This is a genomic window from Bradyrhizobium sp. Rc3b, assembly GCF_900114915.1.
Lineage (GTDB): Bacteria > Pseudomonadota > Alphaproteobacteria > Rhizobiales > Xanthobacteraceae > Bradyrhizobium.
The window spans coordinates 22,763-43,809 of sequence record NZ_FOUS01000022.1; the positions used below are offsets into that span (position 1 = coordinate 22,763).

Sequence of the window (21,047 nt, forward strand, 5' to 3'; positions counted from 1 at the left end):
GGCGCAAGAATGATCTAATCTCCAGCTTGGACTCGGCCTGTGGCCGGCACAGGCGAAATAGCGATTGTCCGCGTTGTTCTCGTGCGCTGGATCCTGGTCTGGCTACGAGTACGGCGCTGCGTCCTGCGCTTACAGAGCAGATAAACGACGCAAACTCTGAAGGGGAGCAGTCGAGTAGTGCGACGAGGATCGGTCGAGCATTGAGGTTTTGAGACGTTCGCAATTGTTGCTACCTGTCAGGAAGTGTTCACGCGAGCGGATTCTGTCGCGAGCCTGTCGGAAATCCTACAATCTGACGCTGGGTGCGATTCAAGTGCCTTTAAAGGCTCCCTGACCGCCACGCGCAGGTCGACGGCGTGGCCGAACTGTGTCGCCGTTGCCTCACCAACGATGCCGAGTTTGAGGGCACTGCTACAATCTCGCTCTGTGCAACGTCGTGAGCATTTGTCCGTCCAATTGAACGTGGCGGCAGAAACCCTTTGCAATAGTTCTTACCAAGCTTTGGGTAAGCCGTGACTCCACGATCGAGCGATTCGATCCGCCTCATACGGGGCGATTTGGCGGGAAGACCGTGGCAAGGCGCGGGATGCGTCCAAGTCTCGATAGGAGCTAAGGTCCGAGATGCAGACGGCCGATCGCGCGAGCCAAGTTGTTCAGCAAGGGAGCGAGGAGAAAATCGACTGGCAGACGTCATCTTGAATGCGGCCTCCATACATTGCGTTCGACTATGGGGCTTTTAGGCGTGCTCGGCAAAATCGATTGTTTTGATGGAACGCATCCAGGTGGCGGATCGGCCGTACTGCAACAAGGCCGCTTGCTGCGGATGAGTGAATACCTGATACGATTGCTGCCAAAAGACCCGTTGGTTGACCGCGCGGTTAATGTCAGGCCGAGCTAGCTAAGGCGGGGAGCGTTCAGCGGCTTACCTTACCAAAGCCGCCGGCAACCGTGGGGGCGGCTAACAAATTGACGCCCGGCGATGTCACAACGCATCCGAGATGCTAGAGTGCTTTAACGAGCGGGCAGGGGAGAGAGAGGATGGTCCGGCGTCCTCCTCACCGTCGGGGGATGCATCTTCCGTCGTAGCCCTCAACCGCTGTAACGCTCGATCGGCGAATTGATCGGGCCATCGAAGCGGCTAATATGCTCAAGCTGTTATGCGTCAGGCGGAGCTGGTGCGCCGTTTTCCAATTCTTCCTTGGGGGGTGTTTTGGTGCTTGAACGCCACGAACCTGTCAAATGGCGCGGTCGACAGACCATCTAGTCATTACTCTCGCGCTTGTAGGGAGTTGCTTCGGTAGGGGTCCGGTAGCTTTCCAAATTGCCGCCCAGGAACAGGCGCTCGGTTTCTCGGGTTGGCGTTCTGCCCAGTGAGCACATCGAATCGACGTCCCCATCGATTTTGTCCTGATCTTCGGCATTCATTCCAAGCCCAAGGCTACTCAGCACGTTGTCGGGGTCCAGACAGTTGGCTTCGGTAGGGGTGTGCAGCGCGTCCGCATTGTTGGCGATCGCTCTCGCCCAAGGCGCGAGAAACGGCGAGTTTTGCCGGATCCTCGACCAACGATACGAAGGGTGATGCTGTTGTCTTGCCGCGCATATGCCAGCCAGCTTGGCGCATTCGGTTCATAGGATATTGCTCCAGAGGATCTCCAAGGAAAGAATGATCCCGAGCCGTGTTGTGGACATGCGATATCGCGCTCGTATTTTCTTCCATGCGCGGCTTGCAATCGTTGTCCTGATTCTGAAAAAGCCGCAGTGTGACATATGACGACCCCACCACCTTGTCGAATAGGCGGTCCCGATCGACGGGAGCTGCGGTCGCCGATGACCAATGTGCTGCTTGCTGTTCGGCAAGGTCGATCTCGTTCCGAAGCGCTTCAAGAGCGGCGCCTGTCAGTGTTGCGGCAAGCTGAGCGCACGCGCTGACAAATGATGAGGCTGGATGCGACTGGTTTCCGGGGCCACCTCGTTTGGCGCAGACGAGGACGTGGCAGTTGCGGAATTTGCCGCTAACGAGACTGAAGCCGAGATCGGGTAGACCGAATCTAAGTCGTCTAGATCCAAGTCATTCAGCTGCTGCTCAAAGGTTTCTTACTGGTGTGCCGGTCTGGGCGCTAAGCTCGTCCGGTTGCCAGTCGACGCTGTGCGCGCGCTGCAGCGCGCCGTCAGGTTCGCTCCACCACCTCATTGCGGACAGGTCGTCTAGCGCAGACAGTCCTTGCACAGCTATCAAGATGGACGAGCTGGCCCATGCGGCTGTCCGAAGTGTTCCTTCGTAGATCGTCTACTTTATGCAGATGTGAGAATTGCATGCTTTCTGTCGTTGGGCCTGCAATGGAGGAGCGCGACCGGTTGCCGCTTTGTGTTTTCCAAGCGGCCGGCGCTCGATCAGATCGTTCTAGTCGACGTCGCGCGAGGCTAAACCACGTCCGCAAACCTGACATACGAGGGTGTGATGTCGGAATAGCCGTCACACCTACTTGCGCTTGGTTGCGACAGGATGTTTTTGTTGCAGGCGCGACGCGATTGATGCGTGGAATCAGCCAAACGGTTTGCGAGCACGACGTCTTGAAAAACGAGATCTGTGGTACTTATCGAGGGAGAAGAGCATATGAAGTTTACTGGCATAGGACTGACGATCCTGTTGTCCTTGCTTTCGGCCGCGAGCGGGAGCCCGCTGGCGAGAGCCGATGAGCCCTCGCCGAAATACACCGAGGTGCTCAATGCCCTGCAGGCCGGGAAGAATGTGAAGCTCATACTGGACATGAGCCGCTGTACCACCGCGGAGGCTGGCAAGCCTGCGTCGGCGACGCAGGCCGGTCTGGTCATCAATGCCTTCAGGGTGACCGTCCAGAACGGCATCAGCTTCGCCAATGCGCACCAAACGGTCGACGGCTCCGGACATGCCGTGACCGAGTACATCCGCCATAGCCTCAGCCGCGAAGGCAAGCTGACGGTGCGAGCCTCGAAGCTTGTCGTCGGGACCACCGAACTCGTGAACCAGGGCGAATTCATCTGCGAACTGCCGGATGGTGCAAAGTTCATCTGGTAACGAAGAGGACAGGGCAGCGGGATGCGCTTCGAGGACTTCATCCTTTAACCGTGTGGACATCTTCGCAAGCCATGACGCGGATCGTTTCGATCGTAGGGACGGCCAGGGTATTTCTGGCCGTCTTTTCGTCGGGCAGGCATCGAGTTGCACGAACTTGCTGCAGTTCGATCAAGATAACTTATGAGGGCCGTCGATCTCGATTCGATCTCAGTGATTGGAAGATCGGCGGTTCAGGCTTTGGTGTATGGGTTGGAGCCAAGGCCTCTCAGTTGAGCGTTGCAGATTGGCTCGCCAAGGTACGTCCGCACGGTGTCCGCGGTCCTTGTGAGGGCATTGTTTCCAACCCGATCAAGCGGCGCCCGCGATGATGACGCGCGACCCTTCCATCCCACGATGCGCTCGTATCTTGCATCCCGCGTCTTTTGGGGTCCTTTCACCGGAACTTCCGTGCTGCCGAATGCGGCCACAACGTGATTGAACCATCCCGCTTTAGATCATGCTGGGCCTCGCCGCTGTGGGGTTTGCTCGCCGCTTAAAGTGTCTTTCGGACGCAATTCTAATTTCTCTGAAAGCAAACGATCCGACGTGGTTTCGGGAGCTTGAGCAGCTGCCCGAGGTGGCGACGAGCACCTCGTTCAGCTAAATTGCGGCCGATGGAAGAGAAGAACGCGGCCACCGGGTAGGCTTTCGGCCGTGTAGGGCTGACTGTGGATCAGAAAACGGGTCATTGGGACCTCCTGACTCGGCAGAAGACCCAGGTTTTGGAGCATGTCGATCACGACAGGCGAAGCCTCTTGGGGGCCGTGCCTCCAGTCGTCGCCGAGCAACTCTCCGAGTTCAGGCACTTGCGGGAACGGCTGATGGCCCGATCGCGGTGCGGCAGACGGCAGTGGAATGTTTGGCGCCACCGCCAAAGGAGGGTCCTTTCGCAATTCGAACGAGGAGAGCGGATTAAACCCAGGTGCAAGGTGGGCATGCGGGGGAGCCGTCGACGTTACAAGCGCGGCTTCACCCGGCAAAGCGAGCCTTGGGTGATGAATGAGTTGAACGTCGTTGGATCCTCTCGGTCCCAACACGGCCGTGTAGCGATCGCCGGCAATCTCATAGTTCATGACCGGATGTTCTCCATTAGGCAGGAAGTCCCACTTGCCCAACGTGGAAATCAATATTTCAGGGGCCGACTGGGTGCCATGCGAAAAATCCTTGGACACGGCAAACGAAACATCAAACGTATCGCCGATCGCAGGAGACCGCAGATGGATGAGCTGAACATCATCGCGCCCACGCGGTCCTAGCACGGCTGTATAGCGTTCACCGCGAATGTCGTAGGTCTTTACCCGCTGTGCTGCATCCGGCAACAGACCCCAGCGGCTGAGCCTGGAGCGCATCATATCCGGCGCGGCCTGGGTGCCATGGGAGAAATCCTCGGGAACGGCCAAAGAGGCATCAAAGCTCTCGCCGGCCGCGGCGGGCACCATATCATGTGTTGCCGGGGGCGCACCATCTTGATGCATCATCCTTCCAAAGTCTTCTTGAGAGGCGGGATTCTGCGACCGTGAGCTGGGCTGCCAGATCACGACATCGAAAGGATCCGCTCGGCGGACGCTTTGGGGGGGCGACCCCATTGCCGTCCATAACTTGGATGCATCCAGATCGACAGTAGGCGCAGACCCATCTCCATTCGCGGCATCGAAAAGCTCTTCCTGGGCGACACTTTGCAGGGGCGAGTGGGTCACTGAACTCGTGGTTGGCCAAAGCACCGGTGCATCGAAGGATGTCGCTGGCACGCGCTCGCGATGCGCGGCATCGAAAACCCCTTCATGGACGACACTTTGCACAGGCGGGTGGGCGACCGAACTGATTGTTGGCCAAAGCACCGGTGCATTGAAGGGCGCGGCTGGCAGCAGGCGCTCGCGATGCGCCGCATCGAAAAGCTCTTCCTGGGCGACACTTTGCACGGGCGAGTGGGTGACTGAACTCGTGGTTGGCCATAGCACCGGTGCATCGAGGGATGTCGCTGGCAGCAGGCTCTCGCGATCCGCGGCATCGAAAAGCGCTTCCTGAGCAAAACTCTGCACGGGCGAGGGGGCGGCGGCACGCATTCCCCGCCAAAGTACCGGCGCATCGAAGCTGGCACGTGGAGGCACTTCGCTTCGGCGCACAGCGTCGAAAAGCACATCTTGGGCGACACGTTGCGCGGGAGAATGAAGCGTTAAACCCGTTCCCTCCCAAACCTGCGTAGCTTTGAAAGGGTCGGCCGGCAATGAGCCGCCTTTGTCCGCTGCGTTCCCCAAAGGCTGCTCATGATAGAAAAGCTGCACGGGCAAATCGGCGGTCGGCTGTATTGGCGGGCGCGAGTTGCCTCCGTCAGCCGCCGAATTGTCCTGCCCAGCGATCCGGCGGTAGTCACTCAGCCTGTTCAACGCATAGGTGAGTTTCTTGTCCTTCGGAAACAAAGCGTGGGCATGGCCGAGCAGCGCTTTGTGAGTGAGCTTAGCAATGGACAAAGGTCGCAGTGCTGCCGCTAGCTTCCGAAGACTGCTAGCATAATTTCCGGCGGTTTTTGCATCGAGTGCTCGACCAAAGCCCGCCTCGCTGGCCTTTCTGATGAGGCTCGCGTCTTCCTTGGAGGGACGATAATGTGTTGTGGGGGCCGGAGCGGTGTCGCTGGGCTCGCGGTACCTACTAACCATTGACAAGGCAGGGGCGATGACCTTGTCTTTTGGCAGTAGCTTCTTGGAGCGGTCGAGCAACGTATCGTCATCGAGCTCAGCAATCGACTGACCAGACTGCTTCAGCGCCTCAGCCAATTTGCGAAGCCGACGGTCGTAAATCTCGATGGTGGTCGCATTCGGCGGTGGCCCTCGGTCAAGGGCAGCACCAGACGCTGCTTGGATGAGGCGATCGTCTTCTTCAGTGATGTCATAAAGATCGCTATGGGAATATATCGGGCCGAGCTGTCGCACCTCTCCCAAGTGTTGCTCAAACACCGCCTGCGGTTGTTGCGGCTGCTCCACCGTGGTATCTGACGCAGCGGAATCTTTATCTGCTGGGTTGATCGTGTTGTATCGGTCCATGGTGCAGTCCACTGGCATCGCTTCCTCGTTCTTTCGCTACTCACGTTAGCTTTCCATAACCTGACGTGGCCGGGCGGAAAGATAGAATGAATGATGGCGGGCAAGTCCTTTGCCAACCTGATGACAAGCGCGGCGAATTTAAAGAGGGTACAGCTTTCGTCTGAAACTCTGATTGTCCAAGTGCAGTACGCGGCCAGCCCCCGCTGGCAAGTCGGACCGGAGTGTTACAGATGGGGCGAACGCTGCGTTCGATTCGTCCGAGCATCGGAAAAGAAAAATGCGGAGCCTCTACCCTCAGCCTTTTGTCCCTGACTTTCTGTATGGATTTGATGCGCTAGCGGTCCGATAGTCAGCTAGATTCCCGCCCAGAAACAAGTACCTCGCGCTCCTCAGTTGGGGTGTCGTTCACCCATGCCAGATTGGGTTCATCATTCTCAGTCCCGTCCTCAAGAATACTGGCGATCTCTTTGGCCGTCCAAGTGGTGACCCTCGGCACCGTGTAGCTGTGCAGCTCATTCGCGTTTTCCGCGATTGCTTTGGCCATACTCGTTGTCGTCGTCCGGCGAAAGGAGCAATTGTGAGGCTCCCTCGGACAGTGATACAAAAGGCGAAGAACTGGTATCGCCCCTCATGTGCTCTGCCGCTGCGCGACCCAGATCAAGTCGTTGGCCTCTCCGGATATTCCAGGGGGCGGCGTCGTAACGCGAAGCCGCCATGGAACGCAAATGAGCCAACGCGCTTTGACGGTCCAACCCATGTGGCTTGCAATGGCTGGCGTGGTTTTGAAAGCGCTGCAGCTACGCATATGAAGATGCCACCACGTCGTCGCAGAGGCGGCCACTATCGAGGCCGTCGGCTGACGGCCGAGGCGCGCTGACCATTGTGCTGATCTTTGCGCAGCGAGTTCGAGTTCTCTTCTGAGTTCCGCAATTTCGCGCAAGCTGAGCACGCGTTCTCACAAAGGATGCAGCTGCGCACCGTTCGTTCTCCTGGATAGCCTGCGCTCTCTTATTGCCATCTGTTGCAGTCCGGAGCGATCCAGCCCGGGTGAAGCTGATGTTTGGAGGATTGGCTGTGGTTCTCTAAGCCGCTGCTCAAAGTCTGCTTGCGCTGTCTCTGCCTGTTGCGGCTCGACGTAATTCATCCGTGCCGCGCATGGGTTAACGTTGTCAATTGGGTCCATTCCCTTCTCCTTGGTAGCTTCTCTGTCGATATCATTCGGACAAAGTTGATCGGATAAGGATCAGCAACTGAGGCGCGCGCAAATGTCTATAAACTGGATCGGATCTGGCTCTCGAACGGGTCGGTATGTTGAGGGCATACGGGGGACTGACCCGGATCCAGCTCCTTCTTCTCTTCCAGATTTTGAGCCATCAAGTTGGCCGCCCGTCCGGATAGAGATGTTGTTATGTTAGAGGGCTTAGCTGTCGAACAGCTCACCAGACGCATTGTTTGAAGAAAATTCGGTGCCCTTGCGACTGTGCTGGCGAGCCTATTGTTCATCGCAGAGCTGAGTCGGCGAGATGGGGCCATCGTCCCTGTGCAGCTCCACGGCAGCGCGGTGTGAAAGGTCCGGGAGGAGCAGCCCGGCGGAAGCGCAGGCATCTGTGAGCTTGAGCTGCGTGAGGAAGTCTGCCGAGGCCAGCTTGCATCGGCTGACGCTAGCTCTGGTCCGAACAGCCGATCTGGTCGCGGCCATCGGGACTCGTGACCGCGCCGGCGTGGCGTGGAGCTCATTGTGCTCTGTTGGGATTGCTGAAGGGCGCGATTCGTGTGGACCCGCCGGACGCTGGCTGCCAACAACACCCGCGCGATGCTACTTCGATCCAGGCATCCGCAACACGCGCGGAATAGCCTAAACTCACAATATCAAGGGGGCTGCGGCCTCGAAACGTTGGATTGCTGACCAGGCTTGAAGGAACGAACGATTCGGCTTGCATGAAAGCCGCGGGGACGACGAACCGGCGCACGGGCGCCTCAGCTCGGAAAGACAGAACGGGGAATTGAAGCTCGCAGCCAATGCGCCACACTTGCACCACAAGGTTGGCGCGCCTAACAAACATATCACGGCGAAAGGCCCAGTGGTGTGGCCTGCCGGCGCAGCCGAACAAAAGGAGCTAGAGCGATCTGCGCAGTCGGTCGTATCGGCCCCGCCTTCCCATCCTCCGGGCCCGACGCGTTTCCAGTCAAAGTAGGGATAGATGCCAGAACAGTGATGGACGGGCTCCGCAACGCGTGCAGCTAAAGGCATGAGCTATTCAAAGCGGCGGAGGCCTGCTCCTGAACCACTGAATAAGTGGTGCCGCACCCGATGCATGAAAATTTGAGTATCATCAGTCTTCTTGGGTCGATCCAAAACGGCCAATTGGCCGCTGCGATGCCCGAAGGAAGCGGCTTTTGGCGCTCTCGGGTTGAACGAGGCATCGAGAATCTGGAATGTTTCATCGCATTATTAGAGTGTTGGCTTGGCGCGGCCTTATTGATCTTGTCGCTTTGCAACGGGGCAGCAAGCGGTTGATCAACAATGTCGCGCCAAATCTGTCGTGTGTTCTCGAACGCATCAATTCATGTCGTTCACTTCGAGCCGGCGCTGCCAATTCAAGCCGCTGCAATCAGGCAGCGCGTGTTCGGTGAGCCTGATCAGAGACCATTTGGGTTAAGCGATGGAAGGATGGGCATCGCAATAGAAGAGGATGCCATGGGACGATAGTAGATTGAAATACTCAACTATTGCGTTTGCATGGTCTCGACCTCTACAGATCGTTCTAGCTTGATCATCGCTCGGCCGGCCGGGAGTCCAAATGTTTCGATCGCGAATGCCATTCAAAACATCTTCCTGAAAAGGAGCTGGCTTTTGATGAATTCTGGAGAGCCGATGTGAGTGTACTCGTGTGGAAGCAACCAACCGCTGGAAACAAGCTGTTACGTCGGCGTCAATCGGCGACCTGCGTGGTCGAAGCTCTTCTCGGGCGCGCCCGCTCGGAGAAGATCGCAAGACCTAGCAAACGCTTCTTTGGTGACATTCTTCTCACATCAGCCGACTGTTTGTTGTCTATCCCTCAAATTGGCTGCCCGGAGCACATGCAGGGTGAGCTTGCGCGAAAGCGCAGGCTGGCCGCCGAGATGAACTTGTCCACACGGCCTGCCAAGCAGCTCAGAGGCCGCCGCAAGAGGGGCTGTGATGTCTTCGGGTAACTCCATGCTTCATCTTGGCTTGAATCTTCATGGTGCCGGTGGTCATTCCGCCGCGTGGCGCTGGCCGGGCACAAATCCAAGCGCATTTTTCGACATCGAGCACTACGTCCGCGCTGCAAAGATTGCGGAGCATGGTCGGCTGGATGCTGTGTTCCTCGCCGATACCCCCGCGATAAGTTCCGACATTACGCACCAGCCGCCGCTTAATGGGCTCGAACCGACGCTAGTTCTCGCCGTCATTGCACGCGAGACGCAGCGGATTGGCTTGATCGCGACAGCATCGACAACCTATAACGAACCTTACAATCTCGCCCGGCGTTTCCAGTCGCTAGATGTCATCAGCGGTGGCCGCGTTGCGTGGAACGCGGTCACGACGTCGAGCCCGGCGACGGTAGCAAACTTTGGGGGCCGAGAAGTCGGGCGAGCGGATCGCTACAGACGCGCCGAGGACTTCGTTGAAACGGTCCGAGCTCTCTGGCTGAGCTGGAGCGGCGAGATGGTCATCGCCGATCAGGCTGCGGGTGTTTACGCAGATCAGAGCCAGTTCCGCCTGCTCGATCCCGCTACCAATAGTTTCGGCATCCGAGGCCCACTTACGCATCCCGCCTCGCCCCAAGGGCACCCAGTTATCGTTCAGGCGGGTGGTTCGGATCCCGGACTACGGCTTGGCGCCCGCAGTGCAGATGTCGTGTTTGCGGCAGCCGGGGACTTGTCAACGGTTCTGCAGGAGGCAGAGCGCCTGCGCGAACTCTCTCGGCAATTCGGCCGCCCTGCGGCCCCGCTCATCCTGCCAGGCCTTGTCACCTGCATAGGGGGCACCGAGGAAGAAGCGGCTCGTCGCAAGGAAAACCTTGACGGACTGCTCGATCTGGAGCGCACCATCGCCGCTCTTGCACGGAGCATGGGCGTGGCGGCCGAGAAGCTCAGCCTCGAAAGGCCAATCCCGGAGGAGATTTTGCCTACTGCAGATGATGTTCCGTTTTCTGTCGGTCACCATCGCACGATTGAGACTCTGGCGCGTCAAGGTCGGACGGTTCGCGAGATCATCAGCAGCGTTCAAGCGTTTGGCCACCGATTGCTCGTGGGTGCACCCGAGCAGATCGCGGACTCGATTGAGGCATGGTTCCGCGCTGGCGCGGTTGATGGTTTCAACATCATTCCGGACGTGCTGACAGATGGCACTCCAGCGTTTGTCGACAATGTGGTGCCCATCCTGCAGAAGCGCGGGCTGTTTCGCAAAGAATATCGGGGACAGACACTGCGAGAGCATTTCGGGCTTCCCAATCCTTTCGAGCCGGCACGAGCCGCAGCTAGCTCACCGCTATGACGCTTCCTCAAAATCAAATGATTTGGAGCCTGGATATGCATTTGTCGAATGCCCGGTCAACGAGGCGCTTCACTGGAAAGTCGAACTATCCAGCAAGAACCGTGGAGGCGGCCTTTCTCTTGCTCTTGGGCCTGTCGCAACTATCGTCAAGCATTCATGCTCAAGAAGGGTTAGCCGGCAGCGTAAAGCGAGGAGGCGTTATTCGTTACGGGCATTTTCAAGAGCCTGCTTGCCTGTTCGGGGGCTGGGTGCAGCAATGGTATCTGCAACGTCAGTACAGCGATAATCTGGTTGCGCGCAGCGAGGGCGGCAACATTGTGCCATGGCTCGCCGAGTCTTGGACGATCTCCGACGACAAAAAGGTATACACATTCGAGATAAAACCGAATGTAAAGTTCACCGACGGGACTGCGCTCGATGCTCAGGCCATCGCTGATAATATCAATGGGTGGCTCAGCAATGACCCCGATCTCCGTAATCCGACTGCCGCTCCTTACCTTAGCGATAGCTTCGAATCGGCAAGTGCAATCGCTCCTCTGAGGTTGCGGATAAAATTGAAGGTGCCGTTCCAGCCCTTGCTGACCGTGTTCGCCCAATCCTCACAAGGCATTCTCTCGCCATCAGCACTCAAACGTGGACTTGCGGTCAATTGCGAGAACCCTGTCGGTTCCGGCCCATTCATTGTCGACAAGTGGCGCCATGGGCGAGAAGTCAACTTCCGCCGCAACCCCGACTACAATTCGGCCCCGGCCACCGCAAAACATCAAGGGCCGGCTTACGTTGACGGGATCACCTGGAAGTTTCTGCCAGATCAGACTGTCCGATACGGCTCGCTGATCACCGGGGAGACCGATGCCATATACGATATCCCGGCTGTCGCATGGAAGGACGCCAACTCCCGCTTTTCAGTATTGCGACACCTTACCGGCGGCACCCCCCTGCGCTTGGCCTTGTATACGGCCCGGCCCCCATTTGACGACGTGCTTGTCCGCAAGGCCTTCGCCTATTCTACTGACCGAAGGGCCGCGGTCGACACATCCTTCCTTGGCTCTTTGCCGTTTGAGGGCAACGGGGCGCTAAGCCAGAGCTCGCCGGAATACCTGCGTGAGCTCGGCCATTCCTATGGACACGATGTTCGGAAGGCCAATCAGCTGCTTGATCAGGCGGGTTGGACTGAGCGTAATCGTAGCGGCGTTCGTGTCAAGAACGGCAGTCCGCTCATCGTCCGCATTTCCTATTCGAACGCTTTTCTGAAGCCGGATGGCGAGCAAGCCTTGCAAGTTATCCAGCAGCAGGCAAGGGAGGCCGGCTTTGACGTACGTCTTCAACCCACCAATCCGGCTGATTTCTTCGCCGGAAAAAACCTCGGACCCGATGATTATGAGGTCGTTCTCCTCTATTGGGTTGCCCCCGGCGCTGAGATATTCCGGATCTCGTGGAAACCCGACCAGAATGGCGAGCCTAATCGCTTCAATCCATCGCGCTTACAGGATCCGATGCTTTGGGAGGTGATTCAAAACGCGGAGCAAAATTTCAATGGGGCCGAACGTACGGACCTCTACCAGCAGGCCGAACGGAAGATCGTGGATGAGGCTCCGGTGATTGGCCTCACGTTGCTGGACGTAACTTTGGCGACCAAGCCGAACCTGAAAGACGTTTGGCTGGACCGCGGGTCAGTTGGCGAACCTGTCTTCTATGATGCTTTTTTTGACGACAAGAAATGACGCTATGAAGATGGAAGCCCATCATCCCATTGTTTGGTTCGCGCGCCGGATAGTGTCCGGCGTGGTCGTGGTGTGGGCTGCCGCAACGTTTACGTTCCTAATTCAGTGTGTGCTGCCCGGCGATCGCGCCCAGATCATCATCAATGTGACGAGTGGCAACGTCGGGCCGGCGTCCTCAGCAGAACTTGCGGCGATTAATGCGAAATACGGCTTTGATCAACCAATCGCGGTTCAATACGGAAAATACATATTGGGAATCGTGCATGGAGACCTTGGCGAGTCCTACCAGCAGCATCGGCCTGTCGCAGGGATCATCGCAGAACAGATCGGTCCTACCATTGTTCTGTCGGTCACCGCGCTGCTGTTCGCATGGATTATCGCAATCCTGACGACCTTGTTCATCGCTGGCAGAGACAACATATGGGCGAAGTTGCTCAATGACACGCAGGTCTTCTTTGCAACTGCGCCGCCTTATTGGCTGGCTACAATTCTGCTGGTTGTTTTTGCGCTAAAGCTTCGCATTCTTCCGGTCATCGGTGGAAGTTCTCCGATCGGGCTCATTCTGCCGACACTTGCGTTGGCTCTTGAACTATCGGGCTTTTTCGGACAAGTCGTTCAGAACGAGTTCACGCGCGTGCTCGAGCAGCCGTTCGTTACGTCCGCGCGCGCCCGAGGGATGAGTGATTTCGGCGTCAGGCTTCGCCATGTCCTACGCCACGCCGCATTGCCGGGCATTACTTTATCAGGTTGGGCGCTCGGCAAACTTCTTTCGGGCGCGATTTTGATCGAGGTGGTTTTCGCCCGTCAAGGTCTAGGTGGAGTCCTTGTTGCTGCAACGTCCTCGCGAGACGTTCCGATTGTCTCGGGAGCTGTTTTGATCTCTGCGGGCCTGTTCGTACTTGTCAGTTTGATTGTCGATCTGACTTACCGGGTGGTCGATCCGAGGATCAAGTTGACATGAGCATGTTCGCCGAAGCCACCGTGTCGCGGCCGCTCAAAGAAGTCCTGGCAATCGTCCGCCGTGTTCCCTTCCGAGTTGCCGTCTGTCTCATCATCATTGGCCTCTTTGCCCTCGCGGCTATGGCGCCAAAGGTGCTGCAAACGCACGATCCGCTCGCTATTGATTTGAGATCGTCATTGCAGTCTCCGTCGATAGGCCATTGGTTCGGAACTGATCAATTGGGCCGGGATCTTTACTCTCGAGTAGTCGAGGGGACAGGCCAATCCCTGGCCATCGGACTTGGCGCGACGGCGCTGAGCATGTCCATTGCGGTCGTTTTCGGCGTCGCGGCCGCACTTTCTGGTGGCGTATGCGATAGCATCCTGAGCCGGATTGTCGACGTGCTCTTCGCAATTCCCACGCTCCTGCTCGCCCTTGTGTTCGTGACCGTTTTTGGGCCGTCGGTATTGACTGAGGTCATAGCTATCGGAATCGGCACAGCGCCAGGCTATGCGCGCATGATCAGAGGCCAGATGCTTGCCATCAAGGGGACAGGGTATGTGGAGGCCGCTAAGGTGCTGGGCCATCCATTTCCCCGTATTGTCTGGAGGCATATTCTTCCCAACGCCATGAACCCGCTGACGGCAATGATGACGATCGGCGTAGGTCAGGCGATTATATGGGCCTCCGGTCTTGCTTTTCTAGGCCTTGGCGTCGCTCCCCCGGCGCCCGAATGGGGCGCGCTGCTCAATGCCGGGCGCAATTATGTAATCTACGCCTGGTGGCTGGAGATCATACCCGGTTTGGCAGTTACGGCGTTTGCCCTCAGCCTCACCATTGTCGGGCGCCATCTACAGGACCGTCTGGAAGGAAAAACGTGAATGTCGCAGGGGCGCCAACAGCCTGTCCCGCAGCAGCGAGACCTTCTCACGGTCGATTCGCTGCGTGTTTCCTTCGGTCGCGCCATCGACGAGAAAACGGTCGTGCGCAGTATATCCTTCTCCCTCCGACCGGGACAGTGTCTTGCGATCGTCGGTGAATCCGGATCGGGCAAGAGCGTGACTGCGCGGGCTCTCATGGGCCTCGCTGGCCGCTATGCCAATGTTCATGCACGCCAGCTAAGCCTGGACGGGACGGACCTGATGGGTCTTAGCGATCGTGCCTGGCGGCGCATCCGCGGCAACGAGATTGGCTTTGTATTACAGGATGCACTCGTCTCGCTTGACCCGCTTCGCCGGATCGGCAAAGAGATTGGTGAAGGCTTGCTCCTCCACCGCGCGGTATCATCACGGGAGGAGCTCGCGCAACGCGTCATTGCTCTCCTTGAGCTTGTCGGCGTCCCTGACCCCGAGACCAAGGCTGAGCAGCTGCCGCATCAATTATCCGGCGGCCAGCGTCAGCGGGCTCTTATCGCTTCGGCACTTGCGCTCGGTCCGCGCATCCTGATCGCCGACGAGCCAACGACCGCTCTCGATCTGACGGCGCAAGCTCATGTGCTGTCACTCCTTGAGAAGACCAAAACGAGGGGCAAGGGTCTGATCCTGATCAGTCACGATCTTGCAGTGGTCTCCCGCGTAGCGGATGAGATCCTCGTAATGCGAGGAGGCGAGGTCGTCGAACGCGGTAGCGCCGTCCAAATATTCAGAGATCCGGGGCACCCCTATACTAAGCAGCTGCTGGACGCCGTGCCATCAGGCCGGCCGCGGGGCTCACGCCTCTCACCATCGACTATTATGCGTTCGCCTGCCCGACAAACGCAGCCAGCGGTGCAATCGCCGCCGAAATCTCGTCCCATCCTGCTCGAAGCGACAAGTCTGGTGAAGCGCTTCAAGGGCCCCGATGGCACTTTACGGGCAGCTGTGGACGGCGTGTCCTTCGAACTGCGATCCGGCGAGACTTTAGGCATCGTGGGTGAGTCCGGATCAGGAAAGTCAACGATGGCGCGCATGGTCCTGGCGCTTGAGGAGCCTGACGAGGGAGCGGTTCAGTTTGCAGGCCGGCCTTGGACCACGCTTGCCGAACGCGAACGGCGGGCTCGGCGGCGGTCGCTATCGATCATTTACCAGGATCCTCTTAGCTCATTTGATCCACGCTGGACGGTCGAACGCATCATATCCGACAGCCTTTCGAGCGACGTTGAGCCACCGCAAAAGCGGCAGGAGCGCGTTATCGAGCTGCTCGACATGGTCGGACTATCCCAGGCCTTGCTGGACCGACGACCGCTCGAGCTCTCGGGCGGTCAGCGTCAGCGCGTTGCGATCGCCCGCGCGATCGCACCAAATCCTGCCGTAATCGTCTGCGATGAACCGGTTTCGGCGCTCGACGTCTCGATCCAGGCCCAGGTCTTGGACCTGCTCTGCTATCTGAAGGACCACCTCGGCGTAAGTTATCTCTTCATCTCGCATGATCTCAGTGTTGTTCGTCACATCAGTGATCGCGTCATAGTTATGCGCCGGGGGAGAATCGTCGACGCTGGCGCCACTGACGAGATATTTCGCAATCCACAGTCTGAATATACCAAGAGCCTTATCGCCGCCATGCCGCGTCTTGTGCGCGACCCACAGGTAGGTCATTCAGCTACGATCCTCGAAGAAGGCATCGCATGAAGGCCGCCTTCGAATCCGATACTTTATCATAAAATTGTGTATCTCTGATCGCGGGTCATTCGCCTTTGCCCACCGAATTGGTCATGATTGCACGCTCGTTCATCGCTCGACCAGGACAGTCTGTGGCACGGGTTCCCACTAGATGGACCGGTCGGCGCGCGGAGCAGGCCTAGCCGAGTTCGAACACTCGCTAACAGTGAGGTAGGCGACCCGCAAAGGTCGGATTGCAAGTCATCGATTGCGTACCCGCCAGGACGGGCGCTCTGGTGCTGCTGCGAACGAGCGCGCAATCTTCGTTTTCACCATGGCTTCGCGATCATGGTGCCGTCCCTGACAACGAGAGCGTGTTTGTCAGGTTCAAAACATTCGGCGTCAATATCGATTTCATGACGCCTATTCAGCCCTTAATTGCGACTGATGCGTCTGGCACAGTCATTGCTATCGGAAATGAGGTAACGCCGAGTAGTGGCTGACTTCGGCCCTCTGAACGATCACGTTTTCGCCCGGAAGCCGTCGGTCCATTCTGAAAAGAAGCAAGACCTTGAAGTTTTCGCATTCGGTTTGATGGAGAGCGATTTGGATTTGCCTATACGAGCCGACGAGACAAACCGCAACTTCTGGGCATATCGGCAATGTCAAAGGACCGTTGCGTTGTCAGCGTTGCCGGGCTCGGTGAACAATCTCGGCGAGCGGCAGTGGGGGCGCATGACTACAATTCGGCTGACGTGCTCAAGGGTGCCGGCTGCGGAAGTCGCCGACACAATAGGCGACTCATCGAGCCATCGTGTCGCCCTTTCGCCGACGAGTTCGCCACAGGTCGCATAGTGTACCTCCAAGGCGGAGCAAAAAGCGGTCAATAACAGGCCCCCCTTATCCGGGCAATACGGAATCGTCGTCATGTCGCAACCGATCGGCGCTGATAGCGAGTGCAGCGCGAATGAAGGGGCAGAGCATTGCTCAGATCCGAAACACAATCTTTCATCAGATGGCGACTTTGTTCGGTACTGGAGCCGAGCTGCCGATCGGCTGCGCGCGGTGGCCGCTGTCGGGAGGCGAACCGAAGAGGCGATCAGAAGGACCGGGATCGGGTTGCAACTATCCACCGAGAACTTTAACGGTCACGACCTGTCAGATTTCCCGTTGCGACGCTGTACCCTCAATCGTGCGCAGCTCTACGGAGCAAAGTTGGATCGGGCAGATCTTTCTGGGGCGAATCTTATCTGTCCGGGGCTAGAAAGGGCAAGTTTCCTCGGGGCTAAGCTCGATTTTGCGTATATGCATGCGATTGCAGCGCAGGTCTGCAATTTCGATGATGCTAGTCTACGCAATGTCATTGATGCAACAGGCAGCCTGTTTCACGGTTGCAGCATGAAAAGGACACGCTTTGATAACGCCATGCTCAGCGGGCTTCTCGCTTACCAATGCGACGCGAGTGATGCTGTATTCGATGGCGCGGAGCTACAGGGTTCGACCATCAATGAATGTTTCCTTCCTTCCGCTTCCTTCCGCTTTGCCAAGCTGAGCCAACTCACGATCACCAAAGCACACCTGGCGTCTTGCTCGTTCTTCCAGTCAAAGGGGGACTGTTTATCGATTGTGCGTCCCACCTCGGTCGATGGTCTTGTCTTGGAAGGCGCTCATCTTCCGTATCTGAGACTCTCAAAGGTAAGCGGCCGCATTGCAGCGAGAGGCATGAGCGCACCATTTGCCGATATTCACTTGTCAAATCTTCCAAATGCGGACCTTGAGCAGGTAGACCTGACCGAGGCGCGGATTTTGTCCGTAAGCTTGTCCAACGCAAACCTCGTCGGTGCCGCGCTCAACGGTGCATCCATTCATTCCTGCCAGCTCGACGGAGCGGACCTGTCTCTGGCCTCAGGCGAATGCATTTCGATAACAGAGAGCACAATGCGAGCCGCCAAATTATCGGGCTTTCGTGGCCGCTGTGCCTTTGTGCGCGACTGCGATCTCGAACGCGCAGACCTATCCAATGCCTATCTCTACAGGTCGATGATCACCGGTGATCCCCCGCAATCAATGGCACTGGATGAGGCAAATCTCGAAGGATCGAATCTCGTTCAGGCATATCTCGCCGCAGGAATGACGAAAACTAATCTGGAGGCAACGCGGGCCGCGTACGTTCGCATGAAGCAATCGTCCTTGCGCGAGGCGAACCTGGGTGGGATGTCGCCGTTCCAGGGCAGCTTCGTAAAGGTGGACTTTTCGGGCGCCAAGATAACCACATTCGAGCCACCGTTCTTTGCAGACCGATGTCCGGGCCTACAGGCCGCTCTGAAGGAGGACCAGCCACGCGAGCCATCAAGCTATCTAACTGAATTCTCATCGTTGATCAGACGGGGTCGAGAAGGGTCCACCTGACGGCTTGGGAGACTGCAAAATAGAAGGGAGTGCCGTGTAGGTGAGCTTAGGACAGGTCCGGGTGGTCGTCCGAGCTGTGAGCGAGCGCTAAAGCGCTATGGGGCTCGTTGGCATTGCTGCCCGATACGAGAGGCAGGGCAGACCTTCTGCGCGATCCGATCGATCGGATCGCTCTTTTGGCATTCAAATAGACTGGAGTAGGAAAATGCATCTGGCATGTCTTTCCGCAGGTAAAGCGTTCATCCGGGAGGTGGCGAGAACAGGGCAGACTATCGGGACGGTACATACTCTCGGCGCCCTGCATCTTGGGCATGCAGAACTGATCAGAAGGCCGGCATCGGAGAATGACGTCGCGATCGTCACAGTCTACCCGAACAAGATCCAGCTTAGACCAGGTGGGAGCTACCATTTCAATTTGGACGAGGATATTGGACTTGCATTGCGTTCGGGAGCGACTGCCGTGATTTCCTCCAACGACAGCGAAATGTTCCCGCCTGGCTATCGAACCTTTGTATCACAAGGCGACTGTCATTTGCGCTTAGGGGGGCGTGATGCGTATTTGCAAGAAGCCGTTACCGGGGCAGTCCGGTGGATTTGCTATGCACGGCCAACTCGCAGCTACTTCGGCCTGAAAGATATCGGTCAGGCGATCCTGGTGAAGCGCGCCGTCGCGGACCTGCTTCTGGATTGCGAGATAAGGTTTGTGCCGACCGTGAGATACATGAACGGAGTGCCGATTTCGTCGCGTTTGAGGCGATTTAGCCGTTCCGAGCTTGATGAGCTGTCGTGCCTTTTCACGGCACTCAACCATTCGAGGAAAGAGATCGCCCAAGGGGCATCCAACGTCAAGGATCTGGTCGCGTCGGCTACATCTCAGATCAAGTTTCGACATTTTAAGCTCGATTTTGTTCGAATCGTTGGCGCTGACAACTTCGAAGACCTGGAGCAAGTCAGGCTCCCTTTCATAATTTTCGCAGCGGCAACGGCTCATGGTCTCAGGATCTTCGATAATATCTACGTTCCAGATCAGGAAACTCTCGTGAAGGGTCCTTCGGATATCTGGATCCATCTGCCTGAACAGTCTTAGCCAGACGATTATTGATCCATGACCTTGAGAAAGCTTATCCACTCCGGCGGTATCCCGCCAAAGGCGAGGCTCACCTTGTGAAGCTGTAGTCGGCTTGATGTTGCCTCCAGCGGTAGCCGTCTCTAACCAGCCATGAGAACTCACACTGATCCATTGGGGAGATCGACTGGGAAAGTCAATGCGATCCTTACTGCCCGACATGGTAGGGCGAGGCTAACGACACTGTGAGGTAGCCTGGTCGAGCGGCCCGTCGAAGCCAAGCGCTGCGGCAGCTCGAAGCGATAAATGCGAAACTCTCGAGAGCAGAATCTGCAGAGATGATCATGACACGGCGATCGGAAGATTATAGGGCTGGGGATTCGTGTGTTATCCCGCTGAGCAAGCTGGATGTAAGCGAGGGCAAGCGCTTTCAAGACGACAGCATATGGGCCTGCTTTGAGCGGTTGCGAAAGGAAGATCCCGTTCACTACTGTCAAGACAGCGCTCATGGTCCATATTGGTCCGTAACGAAATACCGCGACATCGTAGCCGTAGACACAAACCACAAAGCGTTCTCGTCAGAAGAAGGTGTCACTATCGTCGACGTGCCTGGCGAGCACTGGACCCCGAGCTTCATCAAGATGGGGCCTCCCAAGCACGCCGAGCAGCGCAATACCATGAGCCCGATCGTCGGACCGGAAAGCTTGACGAAGCTCGAAACCTTGATCCGCTCTCGAGTGAGGGGGATTCTCGCGGGCTTGCCGCGCAATGAGGCCTTCAACTGGGTGGACATGGTCTCCATAGAGTTGACGACGCAAATGCTCGCCACTCTGTTCGACTTTCCATTTGAGGATCGGCGACTGCTGACCTATTGGTCGGACATCGCGGTTACAGCTCCGAAAGCAGGCCATGCAATCGACAGCTGGGACAAGCGAAGCACCATCTTGTCCGAGTGCCTGGACTATTTCACCCGGCTTTGGAATGAGCGCATCAAAGCCGAGCCGCGCCTCGACCTGATTTCCCTGATGGCGCACTCACCTGCCACACGGCAGATGGAGCCGAGCGAGTTTCTCGGAAATCTGATTCTGCTGATCGTTGGGGGAAACGACACCACGCGCAACTCAATTACCGGCGGCATCCTGTTCATGAGTCAGTACCCCTCCGAGCTGAGAAAGCTAATTGACAATCCCAAGCTGATCTCAAGCGCCGTGTCCGAGATCATTCGGTACCAGACGCCAATCGCGCATATGCGCCGTACCGCCGCGATCGACAGCATCGTAGGCGGAAAACAGATCAGGAAAGGCGACAAGGTGGTCATGTGGTATATCTCCGGTAACAGGGACGAAGAGATCATTGAGAACGCCAACAATTTCGTGATCGATCGCAAGAATGTGAGGCAGCATCTCTCGTTTGGATTCGGCATCCATCGCTGTCTTGGTCGACATCTTGCGGAACTGCAGTTGAGAGTTCTCTGGGAAGAGATTTTATCTGCGGAATTGTGGTTCGAGGTTGTCGGCGAACCCGAGCGGATTGCGTCTAACTTCGTGCACGGCTATTCCACTCTCCCAGTGCGGATTTCAGCCTAGGCCCAAATTGCTCTGCTCACGCTAACGGCAGGGCGGCAGAGCGGGTTTGTCCTGAACCATCTTTGGTTTCTGCAAGCAGCGCAGCTGAGGTG

The 21,047-nt window shown here is 57.3% G+C and carries 11 protein-coding genes; 9 read left to right on the plus strand and 2 right to left on the minus strand.

Annotated elements, in window-relative coordinates; translation table 11 throughout:
• Positions 1-2,614: 2,614 nt before the first annotated feature.
• Positions 2,615-3,055: a VirK family protein gene (locus BM190_RS35680; protein ID WP_092262198.1), complete on the plus strand. Its 441-nt coding sequence runs from the start codon at positions 2,615-2,617 to the stop codon at positions 3,053-3,055.
• A gap of 635 nt (positions 3,056-3,690) precedes the next feature.
• Here BM190_RS35680 and BM190_RS35685 read toward each other — a convergent pair.
• Positions 3,691-6,132: a hypothetical protein gene (locus BM190_RS35685; protein ID WP_244550842.1), complete on the minus strand. Its 2,442-nt coding sequence runs from the start codon at positions 6,130-6,132 to the stop codon at positions 3,691-3,693.
• Positions 6,133-6,481: 349 nt separating this feature from the next.
• The gene (locus tag BM190_RS41390; RefSeq protein WP_244550843.1) at positions 6,482-6,676 is read right to left on the minus strand and encodes a hypothetical protein; all 195 of its coding nucleotides are present in this window, start codon (positions 6,674-6,676) and stop codon (positions 6,482-6,484) included.
• Positions 6,677-9,313: 2,637 nt separating this feature from the next.
• Here BM190_RS41390 and BM190_RS35700 point away from each other — a divergent pair.
• The 8 genes from BM190_RS35700 to BM190_RS35735 all read left to right on the plus strand — a co-directional run bounded on the left by BM190_RS35700 (position 9,314) and on the right by BM190_RS35735 (position 20,955).
• Positions 9,314-10,654, plus strand: a complete 1,341-nt coding sequence (locus tag BM190_RS35700) for an NtaA/DmoA family FMN-dependent monooxygenase (protein ID WP_092262201.1) — start codon at positions 9,314-9,316, stop codon at positions 10,652-10,654.
• A gap of 35 nt (positions 10,655-10,689) precedes the next feature.
• Positions 10,690-12,378 carry an ABC transporter substrate-binding protein gene (locus BM190_RS35705; RefSeq protein ID WP_244550844.1) on the plus strand — a complete coding sequence of 563 codons (1,689 nt, stop codon included), beginning with the start codon at positions 10,690-10,692 and terminating at the stop codon, positions 12,376-12,378.
• A gap of 4 nt (positions 12,379-12,382) precedes the next feature.
• A complete protein-coding gene (locus tag BM190_RS35710; RefSeq protein ID WP_244550845.1) occupies positions 12,383-13,339 on the plus strand; it encodes an ABC transporter permease in 957 nt (318 codons plus the stop codon).
• Positions 13,336-14,199, plus strand: a complete 864-nt coding sequence (locus BM190_RS35715; RefSeq protein ID WP_092262203.1) for an ABC transporter permease — start codon at positions 13,336-13,338, stop codon at positions 14,197-14,199. Before BM190_RS35710 ends, BM190_RS35715 begins: the two co-directional genes overlap by 4 nt.
• A complete protein-coding gene (locus tag BM190_RS35720; protein WP_092262204.1) occupies positions 14,200-15,924 on the plus strand; it encodes a dipeptide ABC transporter ATP-binding protein in 1,725 nt (574 codons plus the stop codon).
• Between the two features lie 897 nt (positions 15,925-16,821).
• On the plus strand, positions 16,822-18,303 hold the full coding sequence (locus tag BM190_RS35725; RefSeq protein ID WP_092262205.1) for a pentapeptide repeat-containing protein: 1,482 nt from the start codon (positions 16,822-16,824) through the stop codon (positions 18,301-18,303).
• 205 nt (positions 18,304-18,508) lie between these two features.
• The gene (locus BM190_RS35730) at positions 18,509-19,390 is read left to right on the plus strand and encodes a pantoate--beta-alanine ligase (protein ID WP_092262206.1); all 882 of its coding nucleotides are present in this window, start codon (positions 18,509-18,511) and stop codon (positions 19,388-19,390) included.
• A gap of 323 nt (positions 19,391-19,713) precedes the next feature.
• Positions 19,714-20,955, plus strand: coding sequence for a cytochrome P450 (locus BM190_RS35735; RefSeq protein WP_092262275.1), 1,242 nt, complete (start codon positions 19,714-19,716; stop codon positions 20,953-20,955).
• Positions 20,956-21,047 lie beyond the last annotated feature (92 nt).